This window comes from Amphritea japonica ATCC BAA-1530 (assembly GCF_016592435.1).
Taxonomy (GTDB): Bacteria; Pseudomonadota; Gammaproteobacteria; order Pseudomonadales; family Balneatricaceae; genus Amphritea; species Amphritea japonica.
Window position 1 is genome coordinate 2,244,524 of sequence record NZ_AP014545.1, and the last position, 19,719, is coordinate 2,264,242.

Here is a 19,719-nt window from a genome sequence, read left to right on the forward strand (position 1 = left end):
TTGCTACTAAAAGGCTGCATTCCAATAAATACAGCCTCTCAGCGCTATCAGCCGTTCTGGTTAACCATTTCTTGAACATAAACACCAGGAGCTGCTTCCTTAGCCGGATAAGTGTCACTCCCCAATTTTTCAGGCGCAGAAACCTGCTTACCGCCCTTCTCTGCCAACCATGCATGCCAGTGGTTCCACCAGCTACCAGCGTGCTTCTCAGCCGAAGTCTGCCAGTCGTCACCACTCAGGCCTGCTTCACCACCCTGCCAGAAAGAACGACGACATTTAACGGGATGATTGATCGCAGTGCCCGACACATGACCGCCTTCGGTCAGGATGAATTCAACATTGTCACCAATCAGATCCTTCGCCAGGAAGGTGGTACGCCATGGCACGATGTGATCTTCGGTAGCCGAAACGAAATAACAAGGCACATCAATATCTGCAACGTTCAAAGCCTTACCACATACAGTGACGCCGCCCACGTCTTTCAGTCGGTTCTGGTCGTACATATTGCTAACGAAGAAGTTATACATCTCTTTCGGCAGGTTGGAGGTATCAGCATTCCAGTGAAGCACATCAAACGGAGGAGGCGTCTTACCGAGCATGTAATTGTTGATTACAAAGTGCCAGATAGACTCATTCGCATGCAGCATAGCCATGGCTCGCCCAAGATCATTACCCGGCAGAACGCTGGACGTATCCATAGGCCCCATCAGACTATTCACTTGCTTTTTATCGATAAAGACTTCAACTTCGCCCGGATCAGAAAAGTCGATCATTGTGGTAAGGAAGGTCGCAGAAGCAATATTCCGACGTTCAGCCGCAGACATCGCAGCCAGCGCAGTAACCAACATAGTACCGCCGATGCACCAGGACAGTACATTGACCTTCTTAATACCGCTAACATCCCTGGCCACATCAAATGCAGTCCAGATCCCTTTTTGAATATAATCATCCCAGGATACATCGCGCATATCCGATGTTGCATTACGCCATGAGATAATGAAAACATTCTGACCCTGTTCCAGCGCATGCTTAACAAATGACTTACGCTCATTCAGATCAAAGATGTAGAATTTATTGACACATGGCGGCACGATCACCAGCGGACGCTGATAAACCTTTTCAACCAGTGGCTTATACTGAATCAATTCAATCAGTTCATTGCGGAACACTACGTTACCCGGTGTGCCAGCAATATTCTCACCCAGCGTAAAGCCCTCTGGATCAGATGTCGTAATGGCACCGGATTGCAGATCTTCAGTCAGGTTCTTGAAACCATCTACCAGGCTCTGACCCTGGGTCTCAACTGCCTCACGAATAACCTGAGGATTGGTGTGCACAAAATTAGTCGGTGCAAGTGCGTCAGCCGCATACCGGGAATAAAAGCTCAGCACACGTTTGTCATGTGCATCCAGCTCTGCCGCATCTGCTGATTCACACATTGCACGTGATGCCAATAAATATGACTGCATCAGGAAGTTACAAACAGGATTATTTTTCCACTCATCATCGTTGAAACGACGATCACCTGCCTGTGGCTCGATCACTGATGAACTTGCCTGACCCGCCATACTTGTCCAGGGATTCATCCACAGTTTCAATGTATCACGCTGGTAATTCATCATGGTTTCGCTCCATGCCTGAACCGTATTAGCCGTTGGCGTTGCCAGAGAAGGCAACACTTTCAGCAGGTCATCCATCTCTTTCTGTCCCAGACTAGAACCTAGCAGGGTGTTACCGGAGAAGAAACTCAGCAACTGACTTTCGGGTGATTTATTATCTTGATTCGCCATAGTTACTTCTCCAAATACAACGCAATGATTACCGACCTTAAGGTCAATAACGTGAACTTTCCGCAACACCGCACACACGGTGATTCCAAACACGCAGCTACCAGTAGCTCTGAAAAGTGCTGGAACAATCGATTAAAGCACAGCTTGTCGCGGGGTATGATTGATAATGTTGCTATAATAATGGACTATATTGCCATTGAATACATGAATACCCTAATAAAGACCTAATACCTTAGTCGAGCCCTGCGAATGAGCACTCCATCAAACTGGCCATTACCACCGCAAAGCATTCGCTTTATCATGCCTCACAAAATCATCCGAAAGCTTGCTCAGAACAAGCTTTCAAAGGATCTGTACCCACTCGGCGCCGGCTACTACAAAGAAGCGGAAGGCCACCGGATGGAGCGCCTTGAGCACGACGATCATCTGGTGATTTATTGTCTTGAAGGCAAAGGAAAAATCCGCATAAACCAGAAAAATTTTGCGATGAATAGCGGTGACCTTGCAGTATTACCCCGGGGGCTTGCACATCAGTATGCTTCAAGCCCTAACTTTCCCTGGACCATCTACTGGTGCCACTTCGAAGGAGACTTATCGGATGAGTTCGTTGACCACCTTCAGCTACCAAAACAAAAACCAGTGCTCCATTTAGGGCTGCACAGTAGCCTGGTAAGCGAATTTGATGCCCTACTCGAAGCCCGGCGTAGCAGCTATCACCTGAATGCTTTTATTAACGCCGCAAATCAACTGCGTCAGATCCTGACACATATCGCTTTGCTGCAGCCTTTAGTGAGAAGCCAGGACGCCGACAGCTTTAATCTGGAAAAAATCCACAGCCTGATGCAGGCCAGGATTCACGAACAGCTCGATATTGACACGATGGCCGCCAGCGTCAATCTATCAAAATTTCACTTTATCAAAAAATATAAAGATGTCACCGGCACCACACCGGTTAATCACTTTATTCAGCTGAAGATAGAACGAGCATGCCATCTATTGGATATCAGTACACGCACCATCGCCGAAGTGGCTTTTATGGTGGGCTATGAAGATGCTTATTACTTTTCGAGAATTTTTAAAAAGGTAATGGGTATCTCCCCCACCCAGTATCGCAAGCTACAGGTAGGTGCCTGGTCCTATAAAAGTTTTAAAAATGACTCGGCTTAAGCCTGCTGCCTGAACCACTAGCAACTAAGCTTACATCAACAGCTGCTTTTATCGGGGTTCCACTATGACTCTCAAAATCGCCGGAATAGATCATATCGTTTTGCGAACCACTCAGTTGAGTGAGATGCTGTATTTTTACTGCGAGGTATTGGGTTGCAAAGTAGAACGGAGCTTACCGACAGAAACAGGACTGGTTCAGTTACGTGCAGGCAATGCTCTGATCGATATAGTCACGGTAGAAAGTGAACTGGGGCGTAAAGGAGGTGGCGCACCTACTGAAACGGAGAACAACGTGGATCACTTTTGCTTGTTACTTGAACCCATAACTGACCAAAAGATCAGCGAATTCCTGAAACAACATAAAATTTCTGTCGATGATTTCTCTGAGCGTTATGGCAGTGAAGGCTTTGGTATGTCGGTTTATATCCGGGATCCTGAGGGAAATACTGTTGAACTGAAAAGCAAAAAAACATCTCTCTCAATATAGGAAACAGGCAGTTTATCGCTCCCACTCCTGCATCACCATATGTGTCACAACCTTGGCATCTTTAGGTAGCTCTTCATCAATCTCAGCAAGAATATCATGCAATCGCTGCATCTCAGCAAACTCCAGATACACCAGCAGATCCACCTCCCCACTGATGCCATGGCAATGCTTAACTTCCGGATACTGAAGCAGCAATTGAACCAGCGGACGACACTTGAAGCCCCCCTGTTTAATCTCAAAGTAAGCTTTGAGCAGCCCTCCGGTTTCCATCTTTTTTGCTGTCAGTACCTGATACCCAACAATCTCACCCTGCTCTTCCAACCGCTTTATCCGCTCTGAAACAGCAGGGCGTGACAGACTTACCTGCTCTGCGATAGCAGACACACTCTGGCGGGCATTGTCCCGAAGTGCTGCGATTATTTTCTGATCAAAACTGTCCATAAGTAACCTGAGTATGCAAAACGTCGGAGAAATAACAAAAAACCTACAGATCGACAGTAAACCACGACATAACGATTTTGGCATCAGTCGTACACTTTATTGACTCTCTTTATAACGATCTGGGCAAAAAGATGACAAGGCTAAATCAAACTATCACCCGCTGGCAAGGAATAGGACTCATTGCGACCACCCTACTCGGTACTGGCGTCTTTATTCTGCCTCAGCTCACCATCGCTGTTGCCGGTGATAAAGCGATCTGGGCCTGGGCATTACTATTATTGGGCATTCTCCCTTTGACCTATGTCTTTGCTGAATTGGGGCGTCATTTCACACATACAGCAGGCCCCGCATATTTTGCAGATCGGGCATTTGGCCCACTTGCCGGCCGAGTTATTGGTTTGTTATTTCTATTTGCAGTCCCCCCTGGAGCGGCAGCAGCACTCATTATGACCTTTAAGTTTCTAGAGCCGGTCATCGCCCTTTCCGCAGAACAGTTGTTATGCGGTGAACTGCTGATCTTCTTATTGCTGTTTTTTGTTAACCGTCGGGGTTTGCAGCTGTCTGGCAAAATACAGATGGGGCTGACAGTAATGATTCTCTTCGTTGTCACCCTGATGCTGATCTTGTCACTGATTCCATCCTCAGAATTCCAGCCCATTGAAGCACTTAGCATCACTAGAAAGATTGGCGATTACGATAGCATGATGCAAGCGATAGCACTGGCAGTCTGGAGCTTTCTTGGGATTGAAGCGATCACTCATCTGGCGGGCGAGTTCAAGGATGTTAAGAAAGACTTCATCCCAGCAACATTGATCGGAGTCTCCCTGGTAGGACTGATCTATATTGGTTGCACCTGGTTATCAATGCTGGCTCCCGAACACCCGCTGGCGATGGTCGGCCTGTTTGAGATGCAACTGGGTAATAGTGGCCGCTGGATCATCGGAGGCTTAGGCTTTATCAGCGGGATTGCGACAATCAATATCTACTTTGCCAGCCTGTCCCGCCTGGCCTGGAGCTTCAGTAACGATGGCATTTTGCCTGAGCCATTACGTACGCTAAACCAACACAGGATTCCATCAGTTGCACTCATGACCTTCATTGTAATTTCTGCATTAATGCTGGTACTGAGTTATCTGGCAGAGATAGATTTCACTGTCATAGCCCACTGGGTAAACGGTTCATTTGTCGTCATTTATACCGCTTCAATGCTGGCCGCCTGGAAGTTACTTGATCGTCGTTGCAGGCCGGCAATAACGGCTGGACTAATCGCCTGCGGGTTATTTATCTACAGCCTGGGCACCGCGATGTTTTATGCATTAATACTGGGGCTGTTAATTACTCTGGCATTAATGGGTCAGCAGGTATGGAGGCGAAGTGAACTGGCGAACGAACGTGCTGATTTATAATCAAACAACTACCCGCTACCAAGAACATTAATAGCAAAAAGCCTCAACGTAGAATGGAAGCAGCCAGCGCTTTCACCCTAAAACTCTCGCAATCATATGTATTACTGATGAATATCAGTAATACATATGATTTAAACACGTTAGGTTTTAATCCGTAGGCAGCGCATTAAACTCTGCTCTCTTTGACTCAAACCACTGAGTCATTTCGTCAGGGTTTTGCATAAGAGCCTGCATCTTTTCCATCGCAGCAAGATGCGCTTCATCCTGAGCTTTAAACATTTCCATGCCATGCTGCTTACTCAATTGCGCAATCTCTTCAAAGGTATTTGCTTTGAACTCAAGCTCACAAGCTCCACCCAGTTGTATACAGCTCATCGTTTTCATCTGTAGCCCTTTTTAAAGTTAAGGGTGATGCCTTCCGGAAAAGACTAAGAAACGCCATTCACTATAGCATGCACTTTGTGTGCTAACCGATCCAGGCGCCACCGGTTTCTAATAACAACAACACTCTTACCGCTGCTGAATTAATAGATTGACCCATAGAACAAACACGCAAAAGATCACCGGGCCATAAAAACTTCATTTATTGCCTGTTAAGTGAACATAAGCCTGAACCGACCGGAAAATGACAAATACCCAAGTAAAAGCCACCCCTGCTGAACTTAGATGGAATATAGACTTTCTCTCTTTCACTTCACCGACCGCCTTACTGATGACGAGAGAAAAATCTTTTCAGCTCTCCTGATGTCGGCGCTTGGCCAGTAAAGATTTCAACGTAATCGGAGACTCGCCGCAGCCGGGTGGGAGTATCTTCCTCTGACTTCATCGAGATGTAGCCAATCTGAGTAAGATAGATAGTACGAGCGCGAACATCAGCCTTCGCCGGCTCATACCCGAAGCGGATAAACATCTGTCGCAGCGACTCCAGTCGTGCATCGTCTGCCTGACCAACCTGTTCAGCAACATCAGATGCCTGCAACGCCCAACTGCGCACCGCAAATTCAAATTGTGAATCAAACAGATCCTGACTCAACCAGCAATCAAAAACATTAAGAATAGCCTCAGCAATACTTTCTGCATAGGCCTCTGTCTGAGTCACCATATTGCCGGTATTTTTATCCCGCCACTGGGTCAGTAAAGTGCTGAGTAGTTCGTTCCGGTCCTTAAAAAACCAATAGAAGCTGGTACGAGAGAGCTTTAGTTTTTTTGCCAGGGGCTGAATACGAACAGTGTCGATACCCGCATCAATAAGTGTCTCATAGGCAGCTTGCAACCACACATCTGCCGAACCACGCCAACCACTATCGACCGGCGATTCTTCACTGATACTCTCACGGGTATTGATTTTCATAGTACTCAGATCACTCCACTACTCTGCTTTAAGCATTGATGGTGCGTTGCAGTTCTCTGTCTGCCGGTAAGATTCCGAAGACTCGACGGAATGTACATAACTGTTCTGACGAAGTAAACCCATGCTTTGTGACCACATCTTCAATACATTAGCGTTGATTTACACTTATGTACTTTTAATTGACATATATGTACATTTTTTCTAGATTACAGAAATCCTGAGTTTATAGCTCACCATGACGGAGGACTAAAATGTCCAGCGATCCATTACTGCAACCCTATCAACTTAAGCATCTGCGACTGCGTAACCGTATTATGGTTACCGCTCACGAGCCAGCATACTCCGAGAATGGGATGCCTACCGAACGCTACCGCGCCTACCATGTAGAACGGGCAAAAGCCGGAGTTGCACTCACAATGACGGCCGGTTCTGCGGCAGTCTCGCTGGACAGCCCTCCCGTATTCGATAACCTGCTGGTGTACAAAGATGAAATTGTGCCCTGGATGAAAGAGCTGACGGACGAATGCCACGAGCACGGCGCAGCTGTGATGATACAACTGACACACTTGGGGCGTCGTACCCGCTGGGATAAAGGCGAATGGCTACCCGCTGTGTCACCCTCACATAAGCGCGAAGCATCCCATCGCGCTTTCCCTAAACAGATTGAAGACTGGGATATAGACCGAATTATCAAAGACTATACCGATGCGGCTGAACGGATGCAGGCAGCGGGCTTAGATGGCATTGAACTGCAAGCCTACGGTCACCTCATGGATCAATTCTGGTCCCCACTGACGAATACCCTTGATGGGCCCTATAATGGCAACCTTGAGAACCGTTTGTTATTTACCTTTGATCTGCTCAAGTCGATCCGCAGGCGGGTTGGCGATGAGTTTATTGTCGGGCTTCGTTATACCGGTGACGAGATGCTCGAAGGCGGTCTGACGCCAGCAGGCGGAATGTCTATCTCTCAGCGTTTAAAAGAGAGCGGCATGGTGGACTTCCTTAATATCGTCCGCGGCCATATCGATACCGACGCAGGCCTGACAGACCTTATTCCAATTCAGGGAATGCGCAACTCACCTCACCTGGATTTCGCCGGAGAAATCCGCGCAAAAACAGACTTCCCTACTTTTCACGGCGCTAAGATCCCTGACGTTGCAACCGCACGCTACGCCATCGCAAGTGGCAAAGTTGATATGGTAGGTATGACTCGTGCCCATATGGCTGACCCGCATATTGTGCGCAAAATCATAGCCGGTAAAGAGGATGATATTCGACCTTGCGTCGGCGCCAATTACTGCCTCGATCGAATCTATCAGGGTGGGGCTGCATACTGCATACACAACTCAGCAACGGGCCGTGAACTGACGATGCCCCACGATATACCAAAAGCAGAGCAAATCAAAAAGGTCGTTATTGTCGGCGCCGGGCCGGGCGGACTTGAAGCTGCGCGAGTAGCAGCAGAACGGGGCCATGAAGTGGTTGTGTTCGAAGCACTACCCGATGCGGGTGGACAGATCAGACTAACTGCTCAGAGCCCACGCCGCCATGAAATGATCAGCATCATCGACTGGCGTATAAATCAGTGCGAGCAGCTGGGTGTCACTTTCCATTTCAACACATATGCTGAAGCTGACAACGTACAAGCCGAGAAACCCGATGTCGTTATCATCGCAACCGGTGGTCTACCCGATACCGAGGTACTGGATAGTGGCAACAATCTGGTGGTATCCACCTGGGACATCCTTTCCCGAAGCATAAAGCCCGGAAGCAATGTTTTGCTATACGATGATGCCGGTGATCATGCCGCACTACAGGCTGCAGAAATTGTCGCAAACAGCGGTGCCCAGCTAGAAATCATTACGCCGGATAGAAGCTTTGCGCCTGAAGTAATGGCGATGAATCTTGTGCCCTATATGCGTACTCTGCAAAAACAGGATGTAACTTTTACCGTTACCTACCGCTTAAAGTCGGTGACACAGGATGGTGGAAAACTATTGGCAACAATCGGCAGTGACTATGATGACGGTAGCCGGGATTTTACACAGACCCGCCAGGTAGATCAGGTAATAATCAATCACGGTACACTACCCTTCGACGATCTGTATTTTGAACTGCGCCCACTCTCATTTAACGAGGGCGAAGTGAACTACAACGATCTCATCAATGGTAAACCTCAGACCCTGAATAGAAACAGTGAAGGAGAGTTTCAGCTATTCCGTATCGGCGATGCCGTGTCTGCACGAAACACCCATGCGGCTATCTATGATGCGCTGCGGCTAGTTAAAGATATATAAGTAAAATGTCAGGTTATCCCAAAAGGTTTAACCTGGCATTGAAACTGAGTATTTGTTATCTCAGCTGACTATCCTTGCTGCCCCGGCGGTTAATACCACTCGTGCCAACCTTATGCTTTTCTGACTCTGCCTGACACTGAATACAAAGATGGATGCCCGGAATCGCTGTGCGACGCTTTTCTGGAATAGCGCAACCGCACTCTTCACAGTGAGTAAAACTCTCACCCTCGCTCAAATGGCTACGGGCCAGCGCGACAGCATCTTCAACACTCGCGTCAATCTGATCCTGAACAGCACCATCACGCGACCAACCACCCGCCATACCATTTCCCGCCATAAAGTTAACAAAGATGACCAACTCAAAAGCAAACTTCCCGTCTATGAGACTTCCACCACTTTGATGAGTGTTACTATAGCATCCATCTGTAAAATCAAGTTTCAGCTCTTTGAGTCACGGGCTTTTAACTTATAGCTCGCGAGTTCTACTTAATCAAAGGTAGGCGCATCAAAGTCGACGCTTTCATCGGAATAAGCGGTCACTAAAACATCTTCAACCAGGCCCTTTTCTGCCTCAACCTGAGTTTCAAAGAAACCTTGAATCTGCTTTCTGCGACCATGTGCCGCCCAGGCTTCAGCATCTTTCCAAATTTCATTAAAAACAATGGAGTATTCATTTCGTGAAGCACTTGGGTGATCAATTTGACGTGTCAGCATATATTGAATACAGCCCTCTTCCCGATAAGAATCAGGCTCAAGCGCTTTTAACACCTCAAACAGCTCAGCCTCTTTACCTTCCTTGGGCTTGAATTGAGCTAATACATATACACGGCTGGTCATAGGTTTTCCTTTCATATTCGATTTGTGGAGTGATAGTAGATGAAAATACTACAGACTGGAAATCAGCGAAGAGATTAACTTTTAACCAATGGTTCTTATTCCTTTGAATCGAAAGATAAGATGAATCACAAGCTCAGCAAACCCTATGTGTTTACAATTGAGTTTATATGTCGAAGGGTAACTGGAGGAACGAGATCTTCTATTCTATCAACGGCAGAACCTTGTATATAGTTACGCACTAAAGAAGCACTTATTATGTTATTTTTACTGAGAATCCTTTTTATCACCTCCACTCTGACACCATAAGTTGGCAATATATTACGCATCTGTTGATTATGCTGATTTGTAATATTACACAAAGGTTCTTCGCCAACATAACGAACACTAATATTTAATATCGGAGCAATATATTCACCGAAGATATCCATATCAGTAGAAGCATCTAACTCTACAGTTTGCTTTTCCTCTCTAGAAAAATAGCTTGGACACGTTGTTGTTGACATAATATATTTACCACTACGTACAACTGTAACATTAGCAATATCCTTTGTTCCTTCTTGCACCATAGCCAGCCTATTCTTGAAGCTAAAATAAGATAAATCTTCCTCAACCACGAAAACAAATAAATAATCCATTTTACTAGCTGCACATTCTATTAGATGCCTGTGGCCCAATGTAAAGGGGTTACTATTCACAACAACTGCTCCAACACTTTCAGCTGTCACCCTTAGTAACTTTAATTCATCAAGGTAGTGCTGAAGCTCAGGATAGAAATCTAGATTACTATGTAAAAGGGTAAACTCATGTGTGAATTTATCTAATAAACATAAAGCCCGAACTCTTTCTTCCTCGGCCAGAAATCTAATAGGCTTTGATTGCTTATTATTACTACTAGAAAAAAATAAGTTCTTAAATAACTGCTTAGCTACAAGTGCATGACCTTTATAGGTAACATGGCCGTTATCAAAAAATAACTCCTCCATATTGTTTCGTTCAGAAAAATTGGGGAATACAAAGTGAAACATATCTGTTCTTAAATACGATAGCTTCTTAACAATATCCAGATCAACGCCTTGCAGCACAACAATATCATTAGGTAAAACATTAAGGTTTAATAATTTGTATATATCTACAAATTTTGGATTACCCCGGGCTCCCAGGTTAAAAACCGAGTAAGTATTGCGCAGGAATTTCGATTCATTAATTAACTTCTGAAATAAGCTTGGTAACGTATGCTTATCTTCGCAACCAAAGCCATATGTACTTGAGCCTCCTACGATGAATATTGAGTTATCATAGACTTCAGGCTGCCCTACTGTATGACGGTAGCCGTTGGAAACATTTACGTAGCGTGATTTATGATCGAGATTTGCTCTTCCCCGTCTTGTGTTGATGTTTGGTACTGGCGTAAATATATTATTGATATATTCTTTTGAGTATTGAGGAAGATCAGAATATAAGGCCTCAAAATGCTTAGGCGCACTTTTGAGCCAGGCAATTCTATCCCCGACCCCATCCTGATTGAATCTTATTTTTTTAAGCCAGCTTTCAGTTTCAGTGTGGCTTTCCAGATTATTAAGGTCATGTCCAGCAACAATCACAAAATTAACATTTCTCTTTAAAAAGAATTCAGCAACCACTTTCAACAAAGAAATATTTAGTTCTCTTTGATCGTTCATCAAGCCCAACTAACCTTAAATTATCTTTAATTGTAGAAGCAATATAAAACCACCTCTACATCGTTTCAAAATAAGAGAAATTAATCCCTTATTTTCGCTAAAGTTTCATTAAATTGTTCTTCTTATTTTTTTAATCAGAAACAACAATCTTCTAAAAACAATGGATAATAACGGCTAAACACAACGAAATACACTGAACAAATAAAAAAGCCGATACATCTCTGCATCAGCCTTTTGTGCAAATCAATCTTAACTCACAAGATCAGATCATCTCAACCGCTATAGCGGTCGCTTCTCCCCCACCGATACAGAGTGAAGCAACACCTTTCTTCTTACCCTGATTTTTCAGTGCATACAGCAACGTGACCAGAATGCGGGAGCCCGATGAGCCAATCGGATGACCCAGTGCACAGGCACCGCCATTGACGTTGACCTTGCTGGCATCCAACCCCATCTCATTGATCGCCAGAATTGATACCACGGCAAAAGCTTCGTTGATCTCGTAAAGATCAACATCGTCCTTGTTCCAGCCTGCCCGAGCCAACACCTTATCAATCGCACCGATAGGTGCGATTGTAAACTCAGCAGGCAACTGAGCATGGGTAGAATGCGCGGCGATGCGCGCCAAAGGCTTCAATCCACGCTTCTGCGCCTCTGACTCGCGCATCAGCACTAACGCTGAACCACCATCGGAGATTGAGCTAGAATTAGCCGCGGTAACCGTACCATCCTTCTTGAATGCAGGTTTAAGCTGACGAATCTTATCGATACGCGCATTGCCTGGCTGCTCATCGGTATCGACCACAGTATCACCACGACGACTCTTGATAGTCACCGCTGTGATTTCATCTTTAAAAGCGCCAGTTTCAATCGCTTTCAGAGCCTTTTCCAGCGAACCGATCGCGAAATCATCCATCGCTTCACGGGTAATGCTGTAATCATCTGCACTCTTCTGGGCAAAACTGCCCATCAGACCACCTTCATAGGCATCTTCCAGGCCATCGAAGAACATATGATCAATCGCTTGCTGATGCCCCATACGCATTCCGGCACGGGCTTTGGGTAATAAGTACGGCGACTGACTCATGTTTTCCATACCACCGGCAAGCATAATATCAACCTGCCCTGCAGCAATCTGATCGTGAGCTAACATCACCGCTTTCATACCCGAGCCACACATCTTATTAACCGTTGTAGCACCTGCTGCATCGGTAATCCCAGCTGCACGGGCAGCCTGACGTGCTGGAGCCTGGCCTAATCCCGCGGGCAGTACACAACCCATCACCACTTCGTCAACATCAGCACCACTGATACCGGCACGCTCTACCGCAGCCTCTATCGCAGCAGCGCACAAATCAGGGGCTCTAACATCGCTAAAGCAGCCCATCATGCCACCCATAGGAGTACGGGCCGCACTTACAATAACTACAGAATCCTGACTCATCTCATTCTCTCCAACACAATGATGACGGAAAGCTCAACGGGCTCGCCGATAAATCTTAGACAATAAAAAGGGACGCATTACGTCCCTTGTAGATTTTAAGGGTGAAGCTTTTCAGCTTCAGCCAAAGTTCTTCTTCATCAACTTCTGGAACTCACCCACAATACCGCTACGGAATGCCAGTACACAGACAATGAAGATTACGCCCATAATGATATGGATGTAGTTACCCAACTCACCACCTGACATGTAGTTCTGAATAGTAACCACCACACCAGCACCTACAACAGGCCCAAAGATAGTTCCCATACCACCCAGCAGCGTCATCAGAACAACTTCGCCGGACATGTGCCAATGCACATCTGTCAAAGAAGCCAGCTGGAAGACAAGTGTCTTAGTAGAACCCGCCATACCGGCCAATGCTGAGGAGATAACAAACGCAGCCCACTTATAGTCGTTTACGTTGTAACCCAGTGAAACGGCGCGCGGCTCGTTTTCACGAATCGCTTTAAGAATCTGACCGAATGGAGAGTGAATGGTACGGTGCACCAACCAGAATCCGAACAGGAAGATTGCCAGAACAAAGTAATACATAGCCGAGTTATCAGACAGGTCGATCAAGCCGAATAGTGCACCACGTGGTACGCCTTGCAGTCCATCCTCGCCACCGGTAAACGGAGCCTGCAGATAGAAGAAGAAAGCCAGCTGAGCCAGTGCCAGGGTTACCATCGCAAAGTAGATACCTTCACGCTTAACCGCTAACTTACCGTATATCGCACCGATAACAGCAGCTGCTGCAGTACCTGCTAACACACCCAGTTCTGGACTAATCCCAGTTTCAATCATCAGATAGCCGGTAACATAACCACCGGTACCCAGGAAGACCGCATGTCCAAACGACAGAAGACCAACAAAGCCTAACAGCAGGTTAAATGCACAGGCAAACAGCGCGAAACACAGAACCTTCATCAGAAATACTGGATAAACCACGGTTGGAGCCACAAGCGCCAGGGCAATCAGAAACACATAAAGCTTATTAATTTTCATGGCTGTACTCCTAAGCTTCTTTACCAAACAGACCGGCGGGCTTAATCAGCAGCACGATCACCATGAACAGGAAGATTACAGTGGTTGAAGCCTCGGGGTAGAAAAACTTAGTCAATCCCTCAACAACACCCATCAGCAAACCGGTAAGAATAGCGCCACCAATGGAGCCCATACCACCGATAACAACAATCGCAAACACCACAATCAGAATATTTGACCCCATCTCAGGGCTAACCGAATATACAGGGGCTGCCAATACACCGGCGAAACCAGCTAGCGCAACACCGAAACCAAAGGTCAAAGTTGTAATCAGTGGGACGTTGATACCAAAACCCTGCATTAGCTGCGGATTCTCAGTACCGGCACGCAAATAAGCACCTAACTTTGTCTTTTCAATAACCCACCAGGTACTGCCACAAACGATCAACGAGCTCACGATGATCCAGGCACGGTAATTAGGCAGATACATAAATGGCAGTTTAGTACCGCCTTTCAGCTCAGCCGGGATCTGATATGGCAGACCGGAAGAACCGTAAATATGAGTAAACATACCTTGGAGAACCAGCGCTATACCGAAGGTCAGCAGCAGGCTGTAAAGGTGATCTTCATTTGCGATCGGACGCACCAGAAAACGTTCGATCAGAATAGCAATGATACCAATTGCAATAGGCACCACTATTAATGCAGCCCAGTAGTTGATACCCATGTAGTTCAGAGCCATCCAGGCAAAGAAAGCGCCGAGCATATACATCGCGCCTTGCGCGAAGTTAATAATTTTTAACAGACCAAAAATAATCGCCAGACCGAGACTCAGAAGCGCATAAAATGAACCATTAATCAGGCCCACCAGCAACTGTCCCGACAGCGCAAACAGATTAATACCAAAAATCGTCGCCATAAAATCACCTAGAGAAACAAAGGAGTTGTGTGAAGCTGTGATCACACAGCTCCTTTCAGATAAAGCTGGGGGGTGTTTACCCTTTACGGCACCCCCCGAAGGTCAAGCAGGATTACTTGAAGTCACACGCAGGCAGCATTGGGTTAAATGCCACATCACCTGGGATAGTTGCTTCGATGTTATAAATATCATCGTCAGACTTACGGCTTGCAGCATCTTTAATGCTTACCAGCAGCATATCGTGAACCATACGGCCATCGTTACGCAGGTATGCATTACGTGCGAAGAAGTCATTAGGCTTAGTCTGCTTCATCTGCTTCATTACAGCATCAGCATCATCGGTACCCGCAGCTTTAATCGCGTTCAGGTAGTGCATTGTCATAGAGTAAGCACCGGCCTGACCCATTGCAGGGATAGAACCGTGACGCTCTTTAAAGCGAGCAGACCATTCACGAGTCTGATCATCCATATCCCAATAGAAACCAGTCGTTGCCTTCATGCCAGCAGCGATTGCAGGATCCAGCGCCTTAGCGTTATGCGTGAATACCAGCAGACCCGCTACATCAGCAGTCTCAGTCAAACCGAATTCAGCAGACGTTTTCAGGGCGTTTACGAAGTCAGCACCAGCATTTGCCAGACCTACAACGTCAGCACCAGATGCCTGAGCCTGTAGAACATATGAAGAGAAATCAGTTGTGCCCAGAGGTGCACGAACAGCACCTACGACTTCACCACCGCTGGTCTCGATTACTTTAGAAGCAATACCTTCCAGAGCGTGACCGAATGCGTAGTCAGCAGTGATAAAGAACCACTTCTTCTTGCCCGCATCTACCATAGGCTTAACAGTACCGTTTGCCAGTGCTGCTACGTTATACGTCCAGTGAACGTTATAAGGTGAACATGCCTTCGTTGTGAAAGCGTGGCTTGCAGATGTAGAGATCAGAGCTATCTTCTTAGCATCGGTCAGTACTTTAGTTACTGCACCTGTAACGGAAGATGCAACCAGACCGTTTACCGCGTCTACTTTCTCATCTTCAATCCACTGACGTACTTTAGCAGAACCCACATCTGGCTTGTTCTGGTCGTCGGCGCTTACGATTTCAATCGGCTTACCCAGTACGGTACCACCGAAATCTTCAACAGCCATCTCAACGGCAGTTACACAACCCGGACCACAGATATCAGCGTATACACCGCCCATATCAGCCAACACACCGATCTTAACTACATCATCTGATACGCCGGCTGCCTGTGCACCAGTTGCCGCTGCCAGACTCATCGCTGCTGCCAGTACTGTTTTTTTCATTATTTTCATGTGTTGCTCCTGCTTAATACATTTTTATTGTTATCGAATTTCAAGGGCATTGGGTACAAAATCAGGTCGTTTCCTTCCTGGTTTTACACACCCAAATAGGTGTTCAGCATTTCCGTTTTAGCTTCCAGCTCATCCTTATCCACCTGCTCTACGATATGGCCATGTTCCATAACGTAGTGGCGATCAGCAATTGGCGCTGCAAAACGGAAGTTCTGCTCAACCAGCAAGATAGTCAGACCACGCTTTTTAAGCATCACCAGAACTTCAGCTAGTTTTTGAACGATTACCGGCGCCAGACCTTCTGTTATTTCATCAAGTAACAGAATGTTTGCACCAGTTCGCAGGATGCGTGCCATCGCCAGCATCTGCTGCTCCCCACCAGAAAGGCGGGTACCCTGGCTGTAACGACGTTCAGCAAGGTTTGGGAAAATTTCATAAATTTCTTCGACGCTCATACCATCAGAACGAACGCTCGGTGGTAGCATCAGGTTTTCTTCTACATTCAAGCTAGAGAAGATACCCCGCTCTTCCGGGCAGTAACCTACACCCAGATGCGCAATCTTATGCGCCGGCATATCAATGGTCTCAGTACCGTTGATATTGATAACACCAGATCGACGGCCGACCATATTCATAATCGACTTCAGTGTAGTGGATCGACCGGAACCGTTACGGCCCAGCAATGTCACCAGTTCACCCTGCATAATGGTCATATCGATACCATGCAGAATATGTGACTCTCCGTAATACGAATGAAGATCTACGATGCGGATTTTTTCACCGGTACTGCTCATTTCACTGCCTCCTTCTCTGCAGCGCTGGCGGCAGCACTTTCAGCAGCAATCGCGTTAGCGACCTCATCATCAGCCTCAACCCCCATATATGCTTCGCGCACCTGTGGGTCCTGGGATACAGTGGCATAATCGCCTTCAGTAAGAATCGCGCCACGCTGTAAAACAGTAATTTTATCAGCGAGTTGTGCAACAACATGCAGGTTATGCTCAACCATTAGAATGGTACGGTTTGCCGATACTTTCTTGATAAGATCAGCAACAACGCTTACATCCTCATGACCCATGCCCTGCGTTGGCTCATCCAGCAGCAACATCTCAGGATCAAGAGCCAGGGTAGTCGCGATTTCCAATGCCCGCTTACTTCCGTAGGGAAGATCTACAGTGATCGCATTGGCATAATCTTTCAGACCCACTTCATCAAGAAGTTCAAGCGCACGATCATTAAGTTTGTCCAGCACCTTTTCTGATTTCCAGAAATGGAAGCTGTTACCTTCATTACGCTGTAGTGCAATACGCACATTTTCCAGCAGAGTAAGGTGCGGGAATACGGCGGATATCTGAAACGAGCGAACTATTCCCTTACGGGCGATAGCAGCAGATTTCATTGATGTGATATCTTTACCGTTGAACAGAATTGTTCCGGTAGTAGGTGTTAGAAATTTTGTTAGCAGGTTAAATACAGTCGTCTTACCCGCACCGTTAGGTCCGATAAGCGCGTGTATTGTTCCTCGCTCAACTTTGAGATTTACATCGTCAACGGCGGTAAAGCCCTTGAATTCCTTAACCAGATTTCTGGTCTCGAGAACGTAGTCTGCACTCATGCGGAACCGGCCTCACTTTATGAATTGTTATTATTTTCAGATGGGCAAAAAAATAATGCCCACATCAGCTTTGACGTCAAGTTAGCAATTTCCCTTACTGATTAACAAGTACTACTTTAGTCTAAGGGAATACCCTTATATTTCATAAATATACAAATAATCCTTAAAAAACATATAGTTATCAAATTGCCAACTGGTTTAATGAAATTACAACGAATTGTATTTTTGCTTTACGTTTACGTAAACTTCCGCTAAATTTAGATCATCACAATAAAACAAGAAGTACGTTATGAGCCCATCAACATTTTCGATCAGCGATCTGGCCAGTGAGTTTGATGTCACAACTCGCAGCATTCGCTTTTATGAAGACCAGAAACTGCTCTTTCCCAGCCGTAGAGGACAAACCCGTATCTATAGCGGGCCTGACCGGGTGAGATTAAAGCTGATTCTCAGAGGAAAGCGATTAGGGTTTTCACTGGCTGAAACCCGTGAGCTTTTCGAATTATGGGATGAAAGCACGACTGGCAGCATGAAACAGCTCGAGCTTTTAATGACCAAAATTCAGGAAAAGAAGATGGCACTCGAACAGCAACTCAAAGATATTGCCATGCTTCAACTCGAACTGGACAGTGCAGAAAGTCGCTGTCAGGACGCAATGAATGAACTTAAGAACAAACCGGCTTAGCGCAATCATAGTATTGCACTAAGCCGAAACGTAAGACAAAGCACAACAATAAAACACACTTAAGAAACAGGTGGACAGGAAATGATTGCACAGTACAGCTCACTAAATTTTGGCCTGGGTGAAACTCTGGACATGCTTCGCGAACACGTTAACAGCTTCGCAGCCTCTGAAATCGCACCCCGCGCAGAACAGATCGATATCGATAACGAATTCCCAAATGATCTGTGGCAGAAATTCGGCGACATGGGTCTGCTCGGCATCACCGTCAGCGAAGAGTACGGCGGTGTTGGCATGGGTTACCTGGCTCATATGATCGCTATGGAAGAGATCAGCCGCGCATCCGCATCTGTCGGCTTGTCCTACGGTGCGCACTCTAACCTGTGTGTTAACCAGATCAACCGTAACGGTACCCATGAGCAGAAACTGAAGTACCTGCCTAAGCTACTCAGCGGTGAGCATATCGGCGCACTGGCAATGTCTGAGCCGAATGCAGGTTCTGATGTCGTTTCTATGAAGCTATCTGCACGTGATAATGGCGATCACTATTTGCTGAATGGCAACAAGATGTGGATCACCAACGGTCCTGATGCCAGCACTTACGTAATCTACGCTAAAACTGATGTACACGCTGGTCCTAAAGGAATCACAGCATTCATCGTTGAACGCGATGCACCTGGATTCTCTCGCCACCAGAAGCTGGACAAGCTGGGCATGCGCGGCTCTAACACCTGTGAGCTGGTCTTTGAAGATTGCGTTGTACCTAAGGAAAATATTCTTGGCGAACTCGGTGGTGGTGTAAAAGTTCTGATGTCCGGTCTGGATTATGAGCGCCTGGTACTGGCTGGTGGCCCACTGGGTATTATGCAGGCAGCGATGGACATCTGTGTTCCTTATACTCGCGACCGCGTTCAGTTCGGTAAAGCTATCGGTGAGTTCGAGCTGGTACAGGGTAAGGTTGCAGATATGTACACCCTGATGAATGCCTCTAAAGCTTATGCTTACACAGTTGCACAAGCAGCAATGCGTGGTGAGACTTCACGTAAAGACTGTGCAGCAGTCATTCTTTACACCGCAGAGATGGCAACTAAGATCGCTTTGGATGCAATTCAGCTTCTGGGCGGTAACGGCTACATTAACGAATTCCCAACGGGTCGTCTGTTACGTGACGCCAAGTTGTATGAAATCGGTGCTGGTACGTCGGAGATCCGTCGTATGTTGATCGGCCGTGAGCTGTTCCTGAACAAGTAAGACTGTTTTTAA

General features: G+C 46.4%; 19 protein-coding genes. 6 read left to right on the plus strand and 13 right to left on the minus strand.

What is annotated here, in order from left to right:
* Positions 1 to 47: 47 nt before the first annotated feature.
* Positions 48 to 1,790: a PHA/PHB synthase family protein gene (locus AMJAP_RS10525; RefSeq protein ID WP_019620613.1), complete on the minus strand. Its 1,743-nt coding sequence runs from the start codon at positions 1,788 to 1,790 to the stop codon at positions 48 to 50.
* Positions 1,791 to 2,039: 249 nt separating this feature from the next.
* On the opposite strand from AMJAP_RS10525, the gene AMJAP_RS10530 reads away from it, so the two are divergent.
* Both AMJAP_RS10530 and AMJAP_RS10535 read left to right on the plus strand, forming a co-directional pair.
* Positions 2,040 to 2,957 carry an AraC family transcriptional regulator gene (locus AMJAP_RS10530; protein ID WP_040403900.1) on the plus strand — a complete coding sequence of 306 codons (918 nt, stop codon included), beginning with the start codon at positions 2,040 to 2,042 and terminating at the stop codon, positions 2,955 to 2,957.
* Between the two features lie 64 nt (positions 2,958 to 3,021).
* The gene (locus AMJAP_RS10535) at positions 3,022 to 3,444 is read left to right on the plus strand and encodes a VOC family protein (protein WP_019620611.1); all 423 of its coding nucleotides are present in this window, start codon (positions 3,022 to 3,024) and stop codon (positions 3,442 to 3,444) included.
* Positions 3,445 to 3,456: 12 nt separating this feature from the next.
* On the opposite strand, the gene AMJAP_RS10540 is transcribed toward AMJAP_RS10535, so the two are convergent.
* Positions 3,457 to 3,885: an Lrp/AsnC family transcriptional regulator gene (locus AMJAP_RS10540; RefSeq protein WP_019620610.1), complete on the minus strand. Its 429-nt coding sequence runs from the start codon at positions 3,883 to 3,885 to the stop codon at positions 3,457 to 3,459.
* A 131-nt stretch (positions 3,886 to 4,016) separates the two neighbouring features.
* Between AMJAP_RS10540 and yjeH the strand changes: the two genes are divergently transcribed.
* Positions 4,017 to 5,291 (plus strand): L-methionine/branched-chain amino acid transporter, encoded by a 1,275-nt coding sequence (yjeH, locus tag AMJAP_RS10545; protein ID WP_019620609.1) that lies wholly within the window; start codon positions 4,017 to 4,019, stop codon positions 5,289 to 5,291.
* A 147-nt stretch (positions 5,292 to 5,438) separates the two neighbouring features.
* Here yjeH and AMJAP_RS10550 read toward each other — a convergent pair whose 3' ends face one another.
* Both AMJAP_RS10550 and AMJAP_RS10555 read right to left on the minus strand, forming a co-directional pair.
* Positions 5,439 to 5,666 (minus strand): DUF1059 domain-containing protein, encoded by a 228-nt coding sequence (locus AMJAP_RS10550; protein ID WP_201356371.1) that lies wholly within the window; start codon positions 5,664 to 5,666, stop codon positions 5,439 to 5,441.
* 331 nt (positions 5,667 to 5,997) lie between these two features.
* Positions 5,998 to 6,642 carry a TetR/AcrR family transcriptional regulator gene (locus AMJAP_RS10555; RefSeq protein WP_019620606.1) on the minus strand — a complete coding sequence of 215 codons (645 nt, stop codon included), beginning with the start codon at positions 6,640 to 6,642 and terminating at the stop codon, positions 5,998 to 6,000.
* 251 nt (positions 6,643 to 6,893) lie between these two features.
* On the opposite strand from AMJAP_RS10555, the gene AMJAP_RS10560 reads away from it, so the two are divergent.
* Positions 6,894 to 8,942: an NADH:flavin oxidoreductase gene (locus AMJAP_RS10560; RefSeq protein ID WP_019620605.1), complete on the plus strand. Its 2,049-nt coding sequence runs from the start codon at positions 6,894 to 6,896 to the stop codon at positions 8,940 to 8,942.
* A 55-nt stretch (positions 8,943 to 8,997) separates the two neighbouring features.
* Here the strand turns inward: AMJAP_RS10560 and AMJAP_RS10565 are convergent, their stop codons facing one another.
* The 9 genes from AMJAP_RS10565 to AMJAP_RS10605 form a co-directional block, all read right to left on the minus strand.
* Complete coding sequence (locus tag AMJAP_RS10565; RefSeq protein WP_019620604.1) at positions 8,998 to 9,264, minus strand: DksA/TraR family C4-type zinc finger protein; 267 nt, start codon at positions 9,262 to 9,264, stop codon at positions 8,998 to 9,000.
* Positions 9,265 to 9,428: 164 nt separating this feature from the next.
* Positions 9,429 to 9,779 (minus strand): putative quinol monooxygenase, encoded by a 351-nt coding sequence (locus AMJAP_RS10570; protein WP_019620603.1) that lies wholly within the window; start codon positions 9,777 to 9,779, stop codon positions 9,429 to 9,431.
* Positions 9,780 to 9,922: 143 nt separating this feature from the next.
* Positions 9,923 to 11,458 carry a nucleotidyl transferase family protein gene (locus AMJAP_RS10575; protein WP_019620602.1) on the minus strand — a complete coding sequence of 512 codons (1,536 nt, stop codon included), beginning with the start codon at positions 11,456 to 11,458 and terminating at the stop codon, positions 9,923 to 9,925.
* Positions 11,459 to 11,720: 262 nt separating this feature from the next.
* The gene (locus AMJAP_RS10580; protein ID WP_019620601.1) at positions 11,721 to 12,902 is read right to left on the minus strand and encodes a thiolase family protein; all 1,182 of its coding nucleotides are present in this window, start codon (positions 12,900 to 12,902) and stop codon (positions 11,721 to 11,723) included.
* A gap of 117 nt (positions 12,903 to 13,019) precedes the next feature.
* Positions 13,020 to 13,946, minus strand: a complete 927-nt coding sequence (locus tag AMJAP_RS10585) for a branched-chain amino acid ABC transporter permease (protein WP_019620600.1) — start codon at positions 13,944 to 13,946, stop codon at positions 13,020 to 13,022.
* Between the two features lie 10 nt (positions 13,947 to 13,956).
* Entirely contained in the window at positions 13,957 to 14,844 is an 888-nt protein-coding gene (locus AMJAP_RS10590) for a branched-chain amino acid ABC transporter permease (protein WP_026339984.1), read from the minus strand.
* Positions 14,845 to 14,956: 112 nt separating this feature from the next.
* The gene (locus AMJAP_RS10595; RefSeq protein ID WP_019620598.1) at positions 14,957 to 16,159 is read right to left on the minus strand and encodes an ABC transporter substrate-binding protein; all 1,203 of its coding nucleotides are present in this window, start codon (positions 16,157 to 16,159) and stop codon (positions 14,957 to 14,959) included.
* An 83-nt stretch (positions 16,160 to 16,242) separates the two neighbouring features.
* Positions 16,243 to 16,953 (minus strand): ABC transporter ATP-binding protein, encoded by a 711-nt coding sequence (locus tag AMJAP_RS10600; RefSeq protein ID WP_019620597.1) that lies wholly within the window; start codon positions 16,951 to 16,953, stop codon positions 16,243 to 16,245.
* The gene (locus tag AMJAP_RS10605) at positions 16,950 to 17,774 is read right to left on the minus strand and encodes an ABC transporter ATP-binding protein (RefSeq protein WP_019620596.1); all 825 of its coding nucleotides are present in this window, start codon (positions 17,772 to 17,774) and stop codon (positions 16,950 to 16,952) included. Before AMJAP_RS10605 ends, AMJAP_RS10600 begins: the two co-directional genes overlap by 4 nt.
* 289 nt (positions 17,775 to 18,063) lie before the next feature.
* On the opposite strand from AMJAP_RS10605, the gene AMJAP_RS10610 reads away from it, so the two are divergent.
* Together AMJAP_RS10610 and AMJAP_RS10615 are read left to right on the plus strand one after the other, a co-directional pair.
* Complete coding sequence (locus AMJAP_RS10610; RefSeq protein WP_019620595.1) at positions 18,064 to 18,459, plus strand: MerR family transcriptional regulator; 396 nt, start codon at positions 18,064 to 18,066, stop codon at positions 18,457 to 18,459.
* A gap of 81 nt (positions 18,460 to 18,540) precedes the next feature.
* Positions 18,541 to 19,707, plus strand: a complete 1,167-nt coding sequence (locus AMJAP_RS10615; protein WP_019620594.1) for an isovaleryl-CoA dehydrogenase — start codon at positions 18,541 to 18,543, stop codon at positions 19,705 to 19,707.
* Positions 19,708 to 19,719 lie beyond the last annotated feature (12 nt).

What these genes read in the sequence shown, in the direction of transcription:
- AMJAP_RS10560 (WP_019620605.1), top strand. Translation starts at nt 6,894, where the DNA reads ATGTCCAGCGATCCATTACTGCAACCCTATCAACTTAAGCATCTGCGA.
- AMJAP_RS10610 (WP_019620595.1), top strand. Translation starts at nt 18,064, where the DNA reads ATGAGCCCATCAACATTTTCGATCAGCGATCTGGCCAGTGAGTTTGAT.
- AMJAP_RS10565 (WP_019620604.1), bottom strand. Translation starts at nt 9,264, where the DNA reads ATGGCGGGTGGTTGGTCGCGTGATGGTGCTGTTCAGGATCAGATTGAC.
- AMJAP_RS10580 (WP_019620601.1), bottom strand. Translation starts at nt 12,902, where the DNA reads ATGAGTCAGGATTCTGTAGTTATTGTAAGTGCGGCCCGTACTCCTATG.
- AMJAP_RS10575 (WP_019620602.1), bottom strand. Translation starts at nt 11,458, where the DNA reads ATGAACGATCAAAGAGAACTAAATATTTCTTTGTTGAAAGTGGTTGCT.
- AMJAP_RS10595 (WP_019620598.1), bottom strand. Translation starts at nt 16,159, where the DNA reads ATGAAAATAATGAAAAAAACAGTACTGGCAGCAGCGATGAGTCTGGCA.
- AMJAP_RS10540 (WP_019620610.1), bottom strand. Translation starts at nt 3,885, where the DNA reads ATGGACAGTTTTGATCAGAAAATAATCGCAGCACTTCGGGACAATGCC.
- AMJAP_RS10600 (WP_019620597.1), bottom strand. Translation starts at nt 16,953, where the DNA reads ATGAGCAGTACCGGTGAAAAAATCCGCATCGTAGATCTTCATTCGTAT.
- AMJAP_RS10535 (WP_019620611.1), top strand. Translation starts at nt 3,022, where the DNA reads ATGACTCTCAAAATCGCCGGAATAGATCATATCGTTTTGCGAACCACT.
- AMJAP_RS10605 (WP_019620596.1), bottom strand. Translation starts at nt 17,774, where the DNA reads ATGAGTGCAGACTACGTTCTCGAGACCAGAAATCTGGTTAAGGAATTC.
- AMJAP_RS10525 (WP_019620613.1), bottom strand. Translation starts at nt 1,790, where the DNA reads ATGGCGAATCAAGATAATAAATCACCCGAAAGTCAGTTGCTGAGTTTC.
- AMJAP_RS10585 (WP_019620600.1), bottom strand. Translation starts at nt 13,946, where the DNA reads ATGAAAATTAATAAGCTTTATGTGTTTCTGATTGCCCTGGCGCTTGTG.
- AMJAP_RS10590 (WP_026339984.1), bottom strand. Translation starts at nt 14,844, where the DNA reads ATGGCGACGATTTTTGGTATTAATCTGTTTGCGCTGTCGGGACAGTTG.
- AMJAP_RS10550 (WP_201356371.1), bottom strand. Translation starts at nt 5,666, where the DNA reads ATGAGCTGTATACAACTGGGTGGAGCTTGTGAGCTTGAGTTCAAAGCA.
- AMJAP_RS10555 (WP_019620606.1), bottom strand. Translation starts at nt 6,642, where the DNA reads ATGAAAATCAATACCCGTGAGAGTATCAGTGAAGAATCGCCGGTCGAT.
- AMJAP_RS10615 (WP_019620594.1), top strand. Translation starts at nt 18,541, where the DNA reads ATGATTGCACAGTACAGCTCACTAAATTTTGGCCTGGGTGAAACTCTG.
- AMJAP_RS10530 (WP_040403900.1), top strand. Translation starts at nt 2,040, where the DNA reads ATGAGCACTCCATCAAACTGGCCATTACCACCGCAAAGCATTCGCTTT.
- yjeH (WP_019620609.1), top strand. Translation starts at nt 4,017, where the DNA reads ATGACAAGGCTAAATCAAACTATCACCCGCTGGCAAGGAATAGGACTC.
- AMJAP_RS10570 (WP_019620603.1), bottom strand. Translation starts at nt 9,779, where the DNA reads ATGACCAGCCGTGTATATGTATTAGCTCAATTCAAGCCCAAGGAAGGT.